Below are 16,463 nucleotides of genomic sequence, written 5' to 3' on the forward strand. Positions count from 1 at the left end.
AACCATGTGGGGTATTTATCGCGGACGCCGACTGGTGTTATACGTTATCGCGGCCATTGTTATTGCCACGTTAATTGGTTATAGCACTTATACATTTGTAAAATTATTTTCCTGACAAAGACATTTATTTACATAACGCGATATTAATATAAATGCCGGGTCGTATTTTGTTATTTATTCCCCAAATAATATCTTCGTTTTATTCAATAACGTCTTAGTCGCTGATATTGCTTTACGTTACAGGATGCCGGACAATGACATTTTTAACTGACGATTAACATTACGATGAAACACCCGTTAGAATCGCTGCTTACGGCAGGCGGCATTTTATTGCTGGCCCTGCTCTCCTGCCTGCTGTTGCCCGCGCCATCGCTGGGTCTGGTGCTGGCGCAGAAGCTGGTTCAGACCTTTCACATGGTCGATCTGAACCAGCTTTACACCATTCTGTTCTGCGTGTGGTTTTTACTGCTGGGTGCCATCGAATTCTTCGTGCTGCGTTTCGTCTGGCGCCGCTGGTTTTCACTGGCGTCGTAAGCCAATAAAAAAGCCGGGTGGCGACTTCGCCTTACCCGGCCTGTGATGGCAATTTTCCAGACCCGCCAGGGCGGAAAACAGCTCAATGCGCCTGACTGTGGTTCTCCTTGCGGTACGCACCAGGCGGCTGGTTGAACGTGCGGGTGAAAATACGGGTAAACGTCTGCTGCGAGTCAAACCCGTAACGCAGGCAGATGTCGTACACCCGAGCGTCGGATTCACGCAGATCGCGCGCCGCCAGCAGCAGCTTGCGCTCACGGATATAACGCCCCAGGCTCTCCCCTTTGTACTGCATAAACAACCGCTGCAGGTGCCACTTCGAGTAGCCCGCGTGGCGGGCAATCTCTTCTATACGTAATGGCTGGTGCAGATTGTCGTCGATCCATTCGACGATAGTGTCGATGACTTGAGCGGAAATGGTCATGCTGCTGTCCCCCTCTGCTTCTCGCTTAAACATTATTCCCACCACGCGCGAAAGGTTTGCGTGGCGTCATTCACCCGGACGGGCTCGCCCAGCGCCGGTGTCAGTAGCCGATAGTTTTTATCCTTGCTGGCTTTAGCCAGCTGGATCAGCGGATCGTTCCACGTATGTTTCGCCAGCACGAAGCGCCCGTTATGCCCGGGCACCACGGCTTTCGCGTTCAGATCCACCGAGGCCTGCGCCGTTTCCTCCGGGAGCATGTGGATGTACTTCCAGTCCTGGTCGTACTGGCCGTTTTCCATGATGGCGACATCCACACCATCAAACTGCTCGCCGATGGCCTTAAAGTGCGGGCCGTAGCCGGAATCCCCGCTGTAATAAACTTTCCGATCTGGCGTGACGAACATAAAGCTGCCCCACAGGGTTCGATCGCGCTTGATGCCGCGCCCGGAGAAGTGACGCGCCGGCAGAACATGCACCGTCAGTTCATCGCTGATGCGTACCGACTGGTTCCAGTCGCGTTCGTCAATAATCTCAGGCTTCATCCCCCAGTAGCGCAGGTGGGATCCCACGCCCAGCGGCGTCACCACGCGCTTCACCTTCGGCAGTAGCGCCCGGATGGTGGCGTAATCCAGATGATCGTAGTGATCGTGCGAGATAATCAGCAGGTCGATTTCCGGCATGCTTTCAGCGCGCCACGGATATTCCCCGGCAAAGGCTTTATTCAGGAACGAGAACGGCGCGGCATAGTTGCCGAGCACCGGGTCGATCAGGATGCGTTTGCCCGCGAGCTGCAGGTACCACGAGGAGTGGCCGAGCCACACCAGGGTGTTCTCCTCAAGCGGCAGGCTCGCAAGATCGGTTTTCACCAGCGGCAGCGGCTGGGCCGGGCGCGCGTTTTCGGTTTTTTTGGTCAGAAAATCCCACGTCGCGACCAGCATGTTTTTGTCGCCGTTATAGCCCGGCGTCGGCAGCGTGTTGTGGAATTTCCCGTCGCGATACTGGGGAGAGGCCTCCACTTCAGTGAGCTGCTCACCCTGCGGCGGCTGGCCGAATCCGGCATTCAGAACAAACGGTAAACTCGCAGCTGAAGCAATAATCATGATTAACACCACGCAGATGAAGAGAGGTTTTTTCATATCCAGACCCGAAAACGCGCCCCATCCGATAGTTTGCGCGGGGTAAACTTGATCATGAGTGAGTAAGCACTCATTATAGATATGATGATAAAGTCGTCAAGACGTTTTCGATCTTTGACATTCCGCGTTGCAGCGTGTCAAAGCACGTGTTTCAATCAGGGTTTTTATAATTGACAGGGGGAAAAATTTAGTGGCACGTCCGAAGAGTGAAGATAAAAAACAGGCCTTACTGGAAGCCGCAACGGTGGCGTTTGCACAGTCAGGTATTGCCGCCTCAACGTCGTTAATCGCCCGTAACGCGGGCGTCGCCGAAGGGACCCTGTTTCGCTACTTTCCCACTAAAGACGATCTGCTGAATGCCCTCTATCTGCACCTGAAGCAGGATCTCTGCCAGGCCATGCTGGCAAACCTCGATCGCACCATCACGCTGCCCAAAGAACATACCCGCAATATCTGGAACAGCTACGTGGACTGGGGTATTCGTAACCCCGTTTCTCATGCGGCTATCCGCCAGATTGGCGTCAGTGAAAAGCTGAGCGCCGAAACCGAACAGGCGGTGAAAGAGATGTTCCCGGAACTCCATGAACTGTGCCGCCGCTCGGTGCGCCAGGTGTTTATGTCAGATGAATTTAAAACCTTTGGCGATGCGCTTTTCTTATCGCTGGCCGAATCCACGATGGAATTTGCCACTCGCGACCCTTCCCGCGCCGTTGATTTTAAAGCGCTCGGTTTTGAAGTGATGTGGCGCGGGCTAGCCCAGGAAGAGAGCGATGGACAGTAAATCCTTGCAGGAGCACGCAATGCGCGTGGCCCTTGAGTTGCCCTTCACCGAGCACTGCTGGCCGTTTGGGCCGGAGTTTGACGTGTTTAAAGTGGGCGGAAAGATTTTCATGATCGCCGCGGTCGCGCACGGGCGACCGCACGTCAGCCTGAAGTCAGACCCGGAGAAATCACTGTTAAATCAGCAGATCTATCGCGGGATAGAGCCGGGTTACCATCTGAGTAAAAAGCACTGGATTTCCCTTTACGGCACTGACGACGTGACGCCGGAACTGGTTACCGACCTCATTAATGATTCCTGGAATCTGGTGGTAGATAAGCTGCCGAAAAAAGACCAGAAGTGGATCCGGCCGGTCTGATTGTTCGTCTGAGACGAACAGATTAAGCGCTCGAATTGCACTTATCTTTTTCCGCGTCCCGCTGTAATCTGCTTTCCTTTCGCGCCCGCGAGCGGGCGAATTTCATCACCAGGAGTTGTTATGGATATCATTTCTGTCGCCCTGAAACGCCACTCGACCAAGGCGTTCGACCCAAGCAAAAAACTGACCGCGGAAGAAGCGGAAAAAATCAAAACCCTGCTGCAGTACAGCCCGTCCAGCACCAACTCCCAGCCGTGGCACTTCATTGTGGCCAGCACCGAGGAAGGAAAAGCGCGCGTGGCGAAATCCGCCGCGGGCACCTATGTGTTCAACGAACGCAAAATGCTGGATGCTTCTCACGTGGTGGTGTTCTGCGCGAAAACCGCGCTGGATGACGCCTGGCTGGAGCGCGTCGTGGATCAGGAAGAGGCCGATGGCCGTTTCAACACGCCGGAAGCCAAAGCCGCAAACCACAAGGGCCGCACCTTCTTCGCCGACATGCACCGCGTGGATCTGAAAGATGACGACCAGTGGATGGCGAAGCAGGTTTACCTGAACGTCGGCAACTTCCTGCTGGGCGTAGGCGCGATGGGTCTGGACGCGGTACCGATTGAAGGTTTCGACGCCGCTATTCTCGACGAAGAGTTTGGCCTGAAAGAAAAGGGCTTTACCAGCCTGGTGGTAGTACCGGTTGGGCACCACAGCGTGGAAGATTTCAACGCCACGCTGCCGAAGTCTCGCCTGCCGCTGAGCACGATTGTAACTGAGTGCTGATCTCCTCTGGCGCGCTGGGATCCGGCGTGCCTGTTTTCAATACCGCATACTCCCGCTGTGTATAGATGCATCCGTTAGCAGGCAAATTATTTGTAACAGCATAGAAATAGTTATATCGGAAATTTCGCATGCAATTTTATAATTATTAATTACGTTCTTCTATGTGCTATCAACCTGTTATAGCCTCTCATCACCCCAATCAATAACTCTCAAAAATATATCCATTTATTTTTTGTCACGTTCACGTTAATTATTCCCTTCTGGTACCGCATTAATTAATGCACATTTTGTATGAATTGTTACATGTCTATTTTTGGAATCGAAGTTCTGCATGTTTTTATGTGCGTCCATTTCGCATGAAGAGAAATGGGAACACTTTTTCAAGGAATTACAAGGATAGATATATGAAAAATAAAAGTGCAGTGAGCACAAAGGCTAATTCAAAGGTATTGCACGCCAAACTGGCGCCGACCTGCTTTGCGACCATGCTTGCGCTGGGCATGATTATGCCAGCTCAGGCTGCCATCGTGGCAGGTAATACCGACAAACCGGCCATTCATACGGATGCAAGTGGCGCAACCATCGTTGATATCAACAAGGCGAGCGCGGGTGGGGTTTCCCATAACGTTTATTCCGAATTTAACGTCGACAGCAACGGCGTGATCCTGAATAACAGCGGCACAGCAACCAACACCCAATTAGCAGGTCAGATCAATGGCAACGCTAATATGGCCGGCGGCAGCGCTAAAGTGATCCTGAACGAAGTGCGTTCATCCGATCCGAGCCAGCTGAACGGCATGGTCGAAGTAGCAGGCCAGTCCGCGCAGGTGATTATCGCCAACCCATCAGGCATAACCTGTGACGGCTGCGGCTTTATCAATACCAACCACGCTACGCTGACCACCGGTACTGCCACCTACGACAACAAGGGTGATGTTAGCGGTCTGGATGTGAGCAAAGGTCAGGTGACCATCACCGGTAAAGGGATGGATACTCGTTCTACGCAGTACACCGACATTATTGCCCGTTCAGTGAAGGTCAATGCGAAACTTCAGGCTAACGAACTGAATATCGTCACGGCTAATAACCACATTGATAAATATGGCCGCGTGCAGAAGAAGTATGACAGCAGCAATGCCCCGGACGTAGCGCTGGATGTGTCTGCGCTGGGCTCCATGTACGCGAATAAAATCTATATGGAAGGCACTGACGCCGGCGTTGGCGTGCATATCGATGGTGCTGACCTGACGGCATCCGACACGCTGTCAATCAACGTTGAGGGTGTGGTCGAAAACAACGGCGGACGTATCAGCGGTAAAAATTCAGCTACCGTGATGGGAAGTGATGTCCTGAACCATAACGGTCAGATTACCTCTGAGGGGATGGTGTCCGTTGCCGCAGACAACACGCTGGACAACACTAACGGCGTCATTAAAGCTGCGATGGTTAATGTTTCCGGCAAAAATACCGTTAACAACCGTGGTTCCATTCAGGGCAGCCAGAATACCTTTATTACCGCTGACTCGCTGGACAACAGCGACGGTGAAATTCTCAGCAATGGCGATTTGACGATCGGCCGCGCCTCCTGGAATTACAACTCGCAGGGCGTGAATAACACCCATGGCCGCATTGTTGCTAAGGGTGCCCTCAGCGTTGACGCTGCCAGCCTGAACAACTCCGCTGGCCGCGTAGAAACCAACGGTGCGATGAGCGTCAATGTCGACACGCTGACGAACGACAACGGTCTCATTTCCGCCGGGAACGGCTGGAACATGATCAACGCCTCCATGCTGAATAACGATAACGGTGTGATTCAGTCTCTGGGATCTGACAGCCAGCTTCAGGTGAGCGGCAACAACATGCTCTCTAACCGCAATGGATCAATCCACAGCGACGGCTCTGTTTCAATCAATGGCGCGCTGGATAATATGTCCGGCACCATCGCAGCCGAAAAAGACCTCTTTATGTACGGCACGTCCTACTATTCTGACCTTGCCAGTAAGATGGAAGCAGGCGGCAATATCGACATGACCGAGACCGGTACGTTCCAGAACGCCGGAACCCTTAAAGCGGGTCAGGATATGATGTTAACCATCGGTTCTAATGGCTGGAATAACTATGGCGGCCCGGCGCAGAACAGCGGTTCCATCGCGGCTGGCGGTCGCCTGGCGCTGCAGATGAACAGCAGTCAGTTCGACAACAGCGGCGACATTACCGCTAATCAGATGGATCTTCAGCTGGCAGACCTGTCCAACAGCGGCTCGATCGTCAGCAAGAATGATATCAACCTGAACACCACTAGCCTGGAAAACCGGGGCAACGGTACGCTCGTCGCAGACCATAACATCAACATTACCGCCTCTTATCTGATGACCGATGCAGGTAGCCAGATCAACGCGGGTTCTGATGCCATGCTGTTTATCATGAACAATCTGGACAACAGCGGTGACATCCGCGCGGCGCATGACATTAATCTCGACGTAATGGGTAGCTACGGCTGGTCTCAAAGCACCGCGTATAACTACGGCACGATTGTGGCGGGTAATACCCTGAACGCACAGATGGACCGCGTAACCCTCATCAACGGCGGTACGCTGTCTGCTGATAACGGTATTATCCTGGTCAGCAACTACCTGACCAACAGCGGTAACATCACCAGTGCAAGCGGTATTACGCTGAACACGGCTAACGGCATTAACAACGAAGCCAGCGGTAATATTACCGGCGATCGCGTGTACACCATGGGTTACGTCAATAACATGGGTGTGATTAACGAGACCGGTACAGCAAATCAAGACAACGGTAGTAACACTGCTGATAACAATAATACCAACCCAGATTCAGATACCACGGCGAATAATAGTGGAAATACCACCGTTAAGCCAAACGGTACACCTGAAGGTAATGGCGTTTGGGAAAACGGCGTTGTCTATTATCCGGGCGATCTGTATTACGGGTATCCCATTCAGGGTATCGTTTATTACCCAGGCGGCTACTCCATTTATACCGCGTAATCGTTTGAAATAAACCAAAGCCCCATTCCTGGAATGGGGCTATCTATTTTTTCGTTATATTCAGGATCCTTCGCGGTCCATAAAGTTATTTACATGACTAATTATCGATCTGGCCTCGTTCTGCTATCACTGCTCGCGTCACTTCCCGACACTGTACATGCTGAACCGGCCACCACTCAGCAGCAGGATCAGGCGAGGCACGAACAGCTTGCACCGCCTGGGAAGTCAGTCCTTTCATCAGAAAGCATGCTCGCAACTGATGCGCTTGCACTGCCACATGAGACAGTGTGCTACGACATTCAGCATCTGAACATCGACAATACGCAGTCGCTTCCTCACTGGCTCACTTTTCGCGATATCATTCGTCAGGCTGAGAATAACTGTATTGGCGTGAAGGGAATTAAAGCCATACATACGGCCGTGCAGAATCGATTAATATCCCACGGATTTATTACCACCCGCGTATTAATACCGGAGCAAAATTTGCACAAGGGAACGTTAACCCTGCGAATTCTGCCTGGACGCGTCAGTGATGTCATTATTCAGGATCAAAGCGGCCTCTCCGTTCATCGCTGGAATAACGTCCCACAAGGGCCGGACGATCTCCTCGATTTACGCGGTCTGGAACAGGGGCTGGAAAACCTGCAGCGTATTCCCGGTTCGCAGGCCAGTTTTCGTCTGGTGCCGGGGGAAAATCCTGGCGATACGCGCGTTGAGATCAAGCGCGACCAGCGTAAAGCCTGGCGACTGGGCAGCTGGTTTGATGATTCCGGTAGTAAATACACCGGACGGTACCAGGGGGGCCTGGCGCTGTATCTGGATAACCCCACCTCGCTCAACGATATGTTTTATGCCGCGTATGGCGGTGGTTTCAAGAATGAAAACGGCAAGCGTAACGATAATACCTCGGTGTTTTACTCCGTTCCCTGGGGATACTGGGCGCTGGAACTTTATGCCAGCCAGTACAGAACGACGCAGACTCTCCATAGCGGTGATTTTAACTACCGGTACAGTAGCGATGAAAAGTTAATGACCGCCGCGCTTAACCGCGTGGTTTACCGCAGCGCGAGCCAGAAAACCACGCTGGGCTTTAAAGGGATCAAGCGGGATTCCCGCTACGATCTTAACGACGTGGAAGTGGAGGTTCAGCACCGGGACACCAGCAGCTGGCAGCTCAGCCTGGAACATTTAGCCTATCTTCCCTTCGGTCAGCTTACGGCAAGCCTCGGTTATCAACATGCCGCACCGTGGTTTGGTGAAGAACCCGATGCTGAAGAGATGGTGGGCAGTGCCGACGCGCAGGCGCGCATTATTACGCTGAGTGCAGACGGTACTTTCCCGTTCAAACTGGGCAAGTTTGCCCTCAGCTATGAACCGCACTTCAAGCAACAGACCTCTCCGGACAGGCTGACCCAGCCCGATAAGTTCACCATCGGCAACCGCTGGACGGTGCGCGGCTTTGACGGAGAGTCCTCATTGTATGCCGACAAAGGCTGGTATCTGCGCAACGATATCAACCTGAATCTGCCGGTATGGGGAATGCAGCCGTATATTGGCGCAGACTATGGCGAAGTCAGCGGCTCAGAAAATGATTACTGGAGCGGGGCGCACATTGCCGGTGCGGTCGCTGGCGTGCGTGGGGTAAAAGGCCATCTGGGGTATGACCTTTTTGCGGGCGTACCACTGGCAAAACCGGATGAGATGCATACCAGTCCCGTCACGCTTGGGTTTTCGGTGCAATGGCAGTACTGACGGAGAAAGTCTCAGAATGGACGCAGGAGCGTTAGCCCCTGTCGGAGGGGGTAAATACAATCATGATTTACCCTCTTCAGGCTCTAATGAACACGCTGACATCCTCTTTGATTACGCTGGCAAATATATTGCTAAACGCCCGCACGATACGCGTGCTGATACTGTCCACTTTCAGCCTCTACTGGCTGGTGCTACTCCATATCCCCTGGCCTAACAACGGCGATTACGGCATGAACCTGCCGATGAACCTGCTGTGCTGGGGCGTGATGTCCATGCTGTCGCTGCTGGTATGGCTTTTTTTGCGTACGGCAACCGTGCGTATTACACGCACCAGCATACTCATGCTGGCGAGCGCGGTTCTGTTTACGCTGCCGATCCTCTGGTCTCCTTCTGAAGGCTTACCGACTGCCCTACCCCGGCTGGTCGGGATCTGGGGCGGAGTGATGTGTTTCGTGACTCTGCTTCAGGTTCCTCTTCAGGAGAAAGAAACCACAGGGATTTTTTATCTGCTGGCTATCGCTGCCGTTGTGGAATGTCTGATTTCGCTGGCGGGGCTTTACTGCCCGGCGTATCTCCCCTTCCCGCTCAATAACCTGGCTGAAAATTATTCTGGCTACGCACCGGGTATATTTCAGCAACTGAATGTCACCGCTTCATTTCTGGCGACGGGGCTGGTCGCCCTGCTGTTTGTTCTTGCCGATGCTCGATGCGTCTGTTACCGGGTTCGCGCAGAATCGTATCGCCTGCTGTTTATTTGTGTCAGCATCATAGTGATATCGGCCACGCTGGTTGTGTTTCACTCACGCACCGGCTGGCTCGGCGGGTTAATCGGCATTCTGTGCGTATCGGTGATGTTCAGCCACCCGCGTTTTCGCGTTCGAACGACACGTTGTCGCCGCCTGCTGGTGGTCCTTTTGCCGTTCGCGGGTGGGCTTTTAGGCACGCTGCTGCTGAATCAGCCTCTGGACGCATCCCTCGCGCACGAAAGCTCCAGCAATCAGCGGATGTTAACCCTGGAGTACACGCTACGTATGATCGGCGTTCATCCTTGGCGGGGCTGGGGGTTAGGAATGTTTGAACCCGCCTTCCAGAATTTTATGGCCGCGCTGCCGTTCGATAATCCAAGCCGGGAAATGATGCAACACCCGCACAATGAGACGCTGTTTATCTGGGCGGAGGGCGGCGTGATGGCGCTGGCGGGCGGGCTGTGTCTCCTGCGGGGCTGGATAATTCTTTTCCTGAGGCGAAAAAGCCTGTGGCAGTGGGCGGCACTGCTCACCACCTTGCCGATTCTGCTGCACACTCAGGTGGAGTTTCCACTCTATTATTCCGTGGCGCACTATTTTGCCATTCTGATTTTAATGGCCTCGGCAGACGGAGAACTCCGCACATTTCAGGTTCGCAGTTCGCGGTTACGTTGGCCGCTGGTGTTCATCGCACTGTATGGCTTAGTGCTTTCTGCACAGCTTTTTTTTGCCAGCATTGTGCTGGGAAATTTTGAGACGGGCAGACTTGCTTTCCCTGAGAGCATTACCGGTTTACACGTGCCGGGGCTCATGCAGATGCGCTATCAGCGCGATCTTAGCCAGCTTCATTTGTGGCATTTCAACCAGACGGGCGATATCGATGAGCTGGAACGATACGCCAAAGAAAATGGTGAATGGATAAAATTGCATATGGAAGAGGACGCCTGGAACGATCAGGTTAATATTTTATTATTTTCACATCGTCAGGGTGATGCAGAAAAATTAAAACAGCGGGCACATCGGCTAATGCCGTGGGACGTTCGATTTAAATCATAGGGGATCGAAATCTATTTCAACCGCATTGATTAACGCGGTTTTTATATATTTAGGTAAGTCATAAATGCAGGCTTAAGTATTTTTAAACAGACTTCTCCTTCCTTCTGGTTATTATTACACCTGTAATTAAATCCGGTGATGAACGCGGTACGGAAGTGCGCCAGTGGAGATTGTAGTTGAAGAGGGAAGAACGGTGGTAATGGCGCTGCCTAAACCCGAAAAACCGGTACCCGCTGAAGTCGTATCGAAACTGGCATTAAGGAAAGCGCGCGATCTGAAACGGTTTATGCAGCGTATTGATATGAAGCGTGGGTAAAACGTGAGGCCGGGCATCCTGCCCGGTTTGTCATATTGAAGGTCATTGGTAGGTCAGATTCAACGTTGCGGTGGTATTTGCAATGCCAGCTTTAATCTTATCTTTAGTTTGAATGTATCGAGCAGTAATAGGGAAAATTTCGTTTCCGCCAGCGGAATGTTTAATTTCCAGCCTTTCGTTTAATTTCAGCGGTTTATCATTATAAAGAAGCTGGACACCAATACCATCCGCAATTTTAGCATCGTCCTGGCCCTGCCCCGTTAATGCCAAAATACTACTGTCTGATGAGTCGGGGTTTTGTACACCAGTCAATGTGAAATTGATATTCGCTTCAGGATCACAGTCTAGTTTTAAATCAACGGTTTTTACTTCCTGAGATACGGTTCCAGTAGATATAAACTGGGCCGATAAAACATTGCCAATTGGAAATGACAACGGACCTGAATTTATGGCACAGGCGACTTGTGTAATAACCGCAGGCGAATTTATGCTCCATGTCACATCCCCGTTTGTATTCTCATTATTCAAAGCATATACATGAGCTACACTCCCAGTTGCCAGAGATCCTGACGTAATATTTCCTGTTTTAATTAAATCCACAACAGGGGGATTAATTCCATAGCTCATGGCTGTTGAAAAATGATCCAAAAAAGTGCCTGGTGTAGGTGAAGCGTAAACGCCGCCATGCGACCACGTAGACAAATAAAAACGAATGCCTACCCCTGGAACATTTGTATTATAAACATGCTCTATTGGTGCTGGAACAGCCCCTTGATAATTCATTGCAACATATATATCACAGTCAGTAATCCCGTAATAATACTCACCACCACTCATTTCACCGGCCACTGATGCAATAACAGTCCCAACAGGGGTATCTCGCTGCACTATTATATCATTAAAATGAACGTCATCTGTTGGACCAAAATAAGCATCTGCACTGCAAGCAAGTAAATGGGTTGAAAATAACAGTGTAGATAAACATAAATAACGTAAAAAAGAGAACATAGAATACCTAAAAATTTGTGGACGCGGTTATATTATTAGCATAATCAAAAAAATCTACTATTTCTCTGTCCTTTCCAGCATTTTATTATGCGTAGTTGACTATAAACGTAACATATACATTCGCACTCCCCATCTCAACGTTATCGTCAACAGATACATAGCGCGCTGTAAACGCCAACTCAACTGATGTCTGGCCTGGTTCCAACGCAACACCCAAGCTTTGAGCACCCGGAGCGATCGGTTGGGCATTACTATCATAAATTCCCAGCGCAATACCTGTGGCCGCATCGGAACTGTGGTCGAGAGAATAGAGGGTATTGACTTGTGGGTCGGGTGTACCTGAAAAGGTAACAGAAGCTTCACTTGCCGCAGGCCCACAGTTAATAAGATTAATTGAGAAGGCCTTTTCTGGCGTTTGATTACCCTTCCTTGTAAACTGATTGACTGCCAGCACACCCATTTCAACGGTCTTATTTTGCGAGTCTGTAGCCAGCTCACATGTATTATCTTGTATTGTGCCAGATATAGTTACAGTACCATCATGTGCTTCAACATCAAATATGAATACATTTAAAAGCAAGCACATTATAAAAAAACGCCTTGTGTTTTTCATTATAAAAACTCACTGATATATTAAATCAAAATACATCACAGCAGAGGCATCTCCTGGCGTCACCTGTGCTTTTGTCGACTTGTAACGCATTAGAAATGATAGCGTATTTTCTTCCCCGTCGAGCTCATATACCAATGGCTTTTCGCTATTAAATGGCAATGTTTTAAAATTATTATCGAGCAATTCAACTCCCACCCCCGTCGCTAACACCTTGTCTTTCCCAATATCGGTTATCGCCAACAAAGCAGGATTATCTTTATCCGTAACACCTGAAAAACTCACTTGAACATTTTTTAATTTTGAATAGCAATCTTTTAAATCAATATTCATAGCTTTGAATGCTGTGGTGCTTCCTACCGTAGGAAAATCTTTCCCAGAAAATACACCAATCATCACCGTCGGGGTCGGATATCGAACAGTACAACCACTGGCAATAATATTGCCCGCTATCGTTAACGTCGAATCTGCTGTCGATGCAAAGGGAACACAAAAAATCCCCCCCAGCAGCGTCAGAGTCACGACAAAAAAGCATTTCAAATTCAATTCCACCGTTTGCATCCTTTTTAATGGCAAATGACTTTCATCTGGGTAATGGCGGAATTCTCTGCATCAGCAGGGAGCTGGTAGTTCGCCCGGCACGTTTGCTCAGCCCCTTCTCCCCACTGCACCTGCAACTCACCTTTCGGTGCCAGCCCGGACAAATACGCCTGTCCGTCATCTCCTACAATACTACCCATACCATTATCATTTCGTGTTACCGTCGCCCCAAAGGGAACTAGTTTGTTATTGTGCATCAACGTAAATAATGCCCGGCTTCCGACATGCGCCTGGAATGTTGCACGAACCAGTGCACCTCGCGTGGGTATAACGTCTACTACCGCGTTTTCAAGATCAACTTTGTCACCCAGTGTTGTGGTGTCCAGGCCTATACGGTTTTTACGGTAGGTCGTTGCGAAAGGCACAACAGCATATCCACGCCAGTCCGTTTTCACGCCGGTGGAGTTTTCAACCTTAACGTTATCCGCACCCGGCGCTTCAACCAGGACATTCGTTTCCCCTAGCGGCTGGCTCAGAGTAATGCCGTGGCGATGCGCCACGATGCCGCCCGCGACGCCGTAGGTCACCTGCTGAGAATTACTACTGTCGTAGCTGTAACCTACGTTGGCATTACCATATCCGCCCTGATAAGCAAGGCTGGCATTACCGCTATTACCTGTACCCTGATTACCGTAGCCCTGCTGAACGCTGTAGCTCAGGTTATTGCCTTCCAGCAGAGTACCGCTGATCCCGGCGTTCTGGGTGACGCTACCGTGGTTATCGTGGTTCATGCTGTACGTCGCAAATGCGTTATTTGACGACGAGGCTCCCTGCGCTGAGAGCCATTTACCGATCGGTAACGACAGGTTGAATGCAATCATTTTGTCGGCTACGGGTTGGCCGGACATCTGGCTGTAGTTGTAGCTCAAACCGATATTAATATCCTTCCAGGTGGTGTTATAACCAAACTGCACCAGCGTATCTTTATCATCGTTATGCCAGTAACTTTGCTGGCTTCCGCTGAGATAAATGGAGCCAAAACCACCCAGCTGTTGAGAAATATTGACCTGCAACTTTCCGCGCTTGGTGTAATAGAGGTTGTAGTAGTCGAACCAGTGCGGCACATCGTTGTTATCATCATCATCCTCGTTCAGCGGATTGCTGTTATAGCCATCCATGTGCTTGTACGTAGTATCCGTAAAGGTGTAATAGCCTGACGTTGAATAGCGATAGCCCAATAACTGGAAGTTAGTTCCTATTTCGTTTAACGATTTTGCATAAAGCAAACGCAATGACTGACCGCTATGCTCGGTCTCATCAATAAGCGTACTTTGGGCGTGAGTGACATCCGCAGACAGCGCGCCCCAGTGGCCCATATTGACCCCCGTCCCGATCGCCATTGCCTTGTAATTGTCAGACAGCAGTGCGCCGCCATACAGCGTAAAACCATGCGGCAAGCCACAGCTTAATGTTCCTTGTGCGAAAGAGACTTGATCTTGCTGTTCGTTGCTGGTGCGGTACTTCGCGGCTGTGGCAGAATATTTCAGACGACCTTCGCGCTGTAGTAACGGGACGGCGGAATAAGGGACAGAATAGGAGGTAATAGCACCATCCTGCTCTTTTACTTCTACCGTCAAATCCCCGCTTGAGGATGTCGGAAAGAGATCGTCTATTGCAAAGGCGCCAGGCGCTACGTAAGTCTGATAAATAACGTATCCGTTTTGTTTGATCGTCACCTGAGCGTTGCTTTTTGCAATACCGCGCACCGTTGGGGCGAAGCCTTTCAGGCTGTCCGGCAACATATTGTCGTCTGAGGCTAGCTGAACACCACGGAAGCTAACGCTGTCAAACACGTCACCACTGGTATAACTGTCACCCACCGTCAGTTCACTTTTCAGCGAGATGATCGTGCGTTCCAGAAAACCACTAATATGTTGCCACTGGCTGGTTGTCTCTCCATTACTACTGGTGCTACGGTTAAATGTAGAATAGTCACGATAACGCCATGCTCCCAGGTTAACGCCGCCGTTTAGCCCCAGAAAATTGCTGCTACCTTCGCCGCTGCTGTCTTTTCGTCTCGAGCCATTCAGGTTGTAGTTCAGAAGCAGGGCGTTGATCCCCTGATCCCATTTTTCCGGAGGAATGTAGCCCCGTGCGCTATTTTTAAGCGCAACCTGTGGCACACTGAGATCCAGGCGCTGCTTGCTAAAATCAAAACTGGCTTTAGCCCCCTCAATCAAAGTCGCGATGTCGATACACTGTCCGTCTACAGACTGTTTTCGGGCTTGCGGAATACTTAGATCGATACCCAGACCATCCAATACTTTTCCGGATAAACAGGCGGTTAAACCTGTTTCATCGGAGGATGACGGGGCGCTGGAATTCTGCGTTTGCCGGGCCTGAAACTCGACATCATGACTGGTGATAAAATCATTATTGAGATAAATGTCTACGCGATATACCCCAGGGGCCTGGCTGCCGTCGTTTTCAAAGCGGGATAGATCGGCAACCTGATTTTCACCATCCGCCAAAAAAGCCGGATTAAAATAGTTCTCTGCATGCAAAACACCGGAAAATAAACCCGATCCAATAACTAACGCTAATGGAGATAACCGCCAGCGGACTGCATTAATCATTCGAGCTTGTTTTCGAAGTTTCATAACAACTTATGACCTGTCTGCATTACGCATTGCATGTTAATGCTGGGGTTACTGCGCCATAGTCATTCATGGTCTGGAAAGATATACTGCCCTGGGCATTATCCGGCGCCGTTACCTGAAGGTTACCCATTGGGGGAACCATGTTGTTCGGCAATGCTTTCCCTCCAACGCTGAATTTCACCAGCGAAACAAAATAGGGAGAAGGGTTTGTAATGGTGATGCTTTTTCCACTACGCTGGCAACGCAGCGTTGCAGGTGCATCCATTGATTTCATTTTTAAATGCGCAGGGCGAACAAATAATTTGATCACACTTTGCGTAGCGATCTGTAAGGTATTACCCTGGAGTTGTTTTTTATCGAGTGAAGGTATTGCTTTGTTATTGAAGTAAAATACTGACTCGCGATCTTCCGGAAGTTTTGGGCCTACGTACATGATGCGCAGAACGTTCGCTTTTTCAGGCTTCATCACAAACAATGGCGGCGTCACGGTAAACTGTGTGGATTTATTACCCTGCGGATCGGATACCCAAGATTGCACCAAAAACGTCTCTTTCTTATTGGTGTTAACAACATTGATGCTGGTTTGTTTTTCACCCAGCGGATAAATGATTCGGGTGGCCCCCAGCGCGATCCCTTCTGCATAAACTAAATGACTATTTCCCAAGCAGATCATTAATAAGAGCAACGTTGAAATAAAGGTTTTCATTTTAAAAATCCAAAAAAATAAAAAACATCCTGGTGAGTACTTATCCAT

At 50.3% G+C, this 16,463-nt stretch carries 15 protein-coding genes; 8 read left to right on the forward strand and 7 right to left on the reverse strand.

Features of this window, described 5'->3' with window-relative positions:
- The first annotated feature begins 285 nt into the window (after positions 1–285).
- On the forward strand, positions 286–534 hold the full coding sequence (locus HCH49_RS11025) for a DUF1158 domain-containing protein (protein WP_013097677.1): 249 nt from the start codon (positions 286–288) through the stop codon (positions 532–534).
- A gap of 82 nt (positions 535–616) precedes the next feature.
- Here HCH49_RS11025 and HCH49_RS11030 read toward each other — a convergent pair whose 3' ends face one another.
- Positions 617–958 (reverse strand): RamA family antibiotic efflux transcriptional regulator, encoded by a 342-nt coding sequence (locus tag HCH49_RS11030; RefSeq protein WP_029741711.1) that lies wholly within the window; start codon positions 956–958, stop codon positions 617–619.
- Positions 959–990: 32 nt separating this feature from the next.
- Positions 991–2,094 carry an MBL fold metallo-hydrolase gene (locus HCH49_RS11035; RefSeq protein WP_094935784.1) on the reverse strand — a complete coding sequence of 368 codons (1,104 nt, stop codon included), beginning with the start codon at positions 2,092–2,094 and terminating at the stop codon, positions 991–993.
- Between the two features lie 190 nt (positions 2,095–2,284).
- Here HCH49_RS11035 and HCH49_RS11040 point away from each other — a divergent pair, with 190 nt between their 5' ends.
- From HCH49_RS11040 to HCH49_RS11070, 7 genes are all read left to right on the forward strand, one after another.
- Entirely contained in the window at positions 2,285–2,875 is a 591-nt protein-coding gene (locus HCH49_RS11040; RefSeq protein WP_039264021.1) for a TetR/AcrR family transcriptional regulator, read from the forward strand.
- Entirely contained in the window at positions 2,865–3,233 is a 369-nt protein-coding gene (locus tag HCH49_RS11045; protein ID WP_047061289.1) for an MmcQ/YjbR family DNA-binding protein, read from the forward strand. Before HCH49_RS11040 ends, HCH49_RS11045 begins: the two co-directional genes overlap by 11 nt.
- 120 nt (positions 3,234–3,353) lie before the next feature.
- Positions 3,354–4,007, forward strand: coding sequence for an oxygen-insensitive NAD(P)H nitroreductase (gene nfsB, locus HCH49_RS11050; RefSeq protein WP_033144849.1), 654 nt, complete (start codon positions 3,354–3,356; stop codon positions 4,005–4,007).
- Between the two features lie 404 nt (positions 4,008–4,411).
- The gene (locus tag HCH49_RS11055; protein ID WP_221702686.1) at positions 4,412–7,021 is read left to right on the forward strand and encodes a filamentous hemagglutinin N-terminal domain-containing protein; all 2,610 of its coding nucleotides are present in this window, start codon (positions 4,412–4,414) and stop codon (positions 7,019–7,021) included.
- Positions 7,022–7,114: 93 nt separating this feature from the next.
- Positions 7,115–8,773, forward strand: a complete 1,659-nt coding sequence (locus tag HCH49_RS11060) for a ShlB/FhaC/HecB family hemolysin secretion/activation protein (RefSeq protein ID WP_033144848.1) — start codon at positions 7,115–7,117, stop codon at positions 8,771–8,773.
- An 86-nt stretch (positions 8,774–8,859) separates the two neighbouring features.
- Positions 8,860–10,575 (forward strand): O-antigen ligase, encoded by a 1,716-nt coding sequence (locus HCH49_RS11065; protein ID WP_221702687.1) that lies wholly within the window; start codon positions 8,860–8,862, stop codon positions 10,573–10,575.
- 163 nt (positions 10,576–10,738) lie between these two features.
- Positions 10,739–10,891 carry a hypothetical protein gene (locus HCH49_RS11070; RefSeq protein WP_214538193.1) on the forward strand — a complete coding sequence of 51 codons (153 nt, stop codon included), beginning with the start codon at positions 10,739–10,741 and terminating at the stop codon, positions 10,889–10,891.
- Positions 10,892–10,933: 42 nt separating this feature from the next.
- Here HCH49_RS11070 and HCH49_RS11075 read toward each other — a convergent pair whose 3' ends face one another.
- The 5 genes from HCH49_RS11075 to HCH49_RS11095 form a co-directional block, all read right to left on the reverse strand.
- Positions 10,934–11,899 (reverse strand): fimbrial protein, encoded by a 966-nt coding sequence (locus HCH49_RS11075; protein ID WP_221702688.1) that lies wholly within the window; start codon positions 11,897–11,899, stop codon positions 10,934–10,936.
- A gap of 85 nt (positions 11,900–11,984) precedes the next feature.
- Complete coding sequence (locus HCH49_RS11080) at positions 11,985–12,512, reverse strand: fimbrial protein (RefSeq protein ID WP_033144845.1); 528 nt, start codon at positions 12,510–12,512, stop codon at positions 11,985–11,987.
- Positions 12,513–12,521: 9 nt separating this feature from the next.
- Complete coding sequence (locus HCH49_RS11085; protein ID WP_049015676.1) at positions 12,522–13,061, reverse strand: fimbrial protein; 540 nt, start codon at positions 13,059–13,061, stop codon at positions 12,522–12,524.
- A gap of 14 nt (positions 13,062–13,075) precedes the next feature.
- Positions 13,076–15,709 carry a fimbrial biogenesis usher protein gene (locus HCH49_RS11090; protein WP_221702689.1) on the reverse strand — a complete coding sequence of 878 codons (2,634 nt, stop codon included), beginning with the start codon at positions 15,707–15,709 and terminating at the stop codon, positions 13,076–13,078.
- 22 nt (positions 15,710–15,731) lie between these two features.
- Positions 15,732–16,463 (reverse strand): fimbria/pilus periplasmic chaperone, encoded by a 732-nt coding sequence (locus HCH49_RS11095; RefSeq protein WP_223998124.1) that lies wholly within the window; start codon positions 16,461–16,463, stop codon positions 15,732–15,734.

The organism is Enterobacter sp. Y17, assembly GCF_019730495.1.
GTDB classification, from domain to species: domain Bacteria; phylum Pseudomonadota; class Gammaproteobacteria; order Enterobacterales; family Enterobacteriaceae; genus Enterobacter; species Enterobacter asburiae_B.

What these genes read in the sequence shown, in the direction of transcription:
- HCH49_RS11030 (WP_029741711.1), bottom strand. Translation starts at nt 958, where the DNA reads ATGACCATTTCCGCTCAAGTCATCGACACTATCGTCGAATGGATCGAC.
- HCH49_RS11035 (WP_094935784.1), bottom strand. Translation starts at nt 2,094, where the DNA reads ATGAAAAAACCTCTCTTCATCTGCGTGGTGTTAATCATGATTATTGCT.
- HCH49_RS11080 (WP_033144845.1), bottom strand. Translation starts at nt 12,512, where the DNA reads ATGAAAAACACAAGGCGTTTTTTTATAATGTGCTTGCTTTTAAATGTA.
- HCH49_RS11060 (WP_033144848.1), top strand. Translation starts at nt 7,115, where the DNA reads ATGACTAATTATCGATCTGGCCTCGTTCTGCTATCACTGCTCGCGTCA.
- HCH49_RS11055 (WP_221702686.1), top strand. Translation starts at nt 4,412, where the DNA reads ATGAAAAATAAAAGTGCAGTGAGCACAAAGGCTAATTCAAAGGTATTG.
- HCH49_RS11095 (WP_223998124.1), bottom strand. Translation starts at nt 16,463, where the DNA reads ATGGATAAGTACTCACCAGGATGTTTTTTATTTTTTTGGATTTTTAAA.
- HCH49_RS11075 (WP_221702688.1), bottom strand. Translation starts at nt 11,899, where the DNA reads ATGTTCTCTTTTTTACGTTATTTATGTTTATCTACACTGTTATTTTCA.
- HCH49_RS11065 (WP_221702687.1), top strand. Translation starts at nt 8,860, where the DNA reads ATGAACACGCTGACATCCTCTTTGATTACGCTGGCAAATATATTGCTA.
- HCH49_RS11025 (WP_013097677.1), top strand. Translation starts at nt 286, where the DNA reads ATGAAACACCCGTTAGAATCGCTGCTTACGGCAGGCGGCATTTTATTG.
- HCH49_RS11045 (WP_047061289.1), top strand. Translation starts at nt 2,865, where the DNA reads ATGGACAGTAAATCCTTGCAGGAGCACGCAATGCGCGTGGCCCTTGAG.
- nfsB (WP_033144849.1), top strand. Translation starts at nt 3,354, where the DNA reads ATGGATATCATTTCTGTCGCCCTGAAACGCCACTCGACCAAGGCGTTC.
- HCH49_RS11090 (WP_221702689.1), bottom strand. Translation starts at nt 15,709, where the DNA reads ATGAAACTTCGAAAACAAGCTCGAATGATTAATGCAGTCCGCTGGCGG.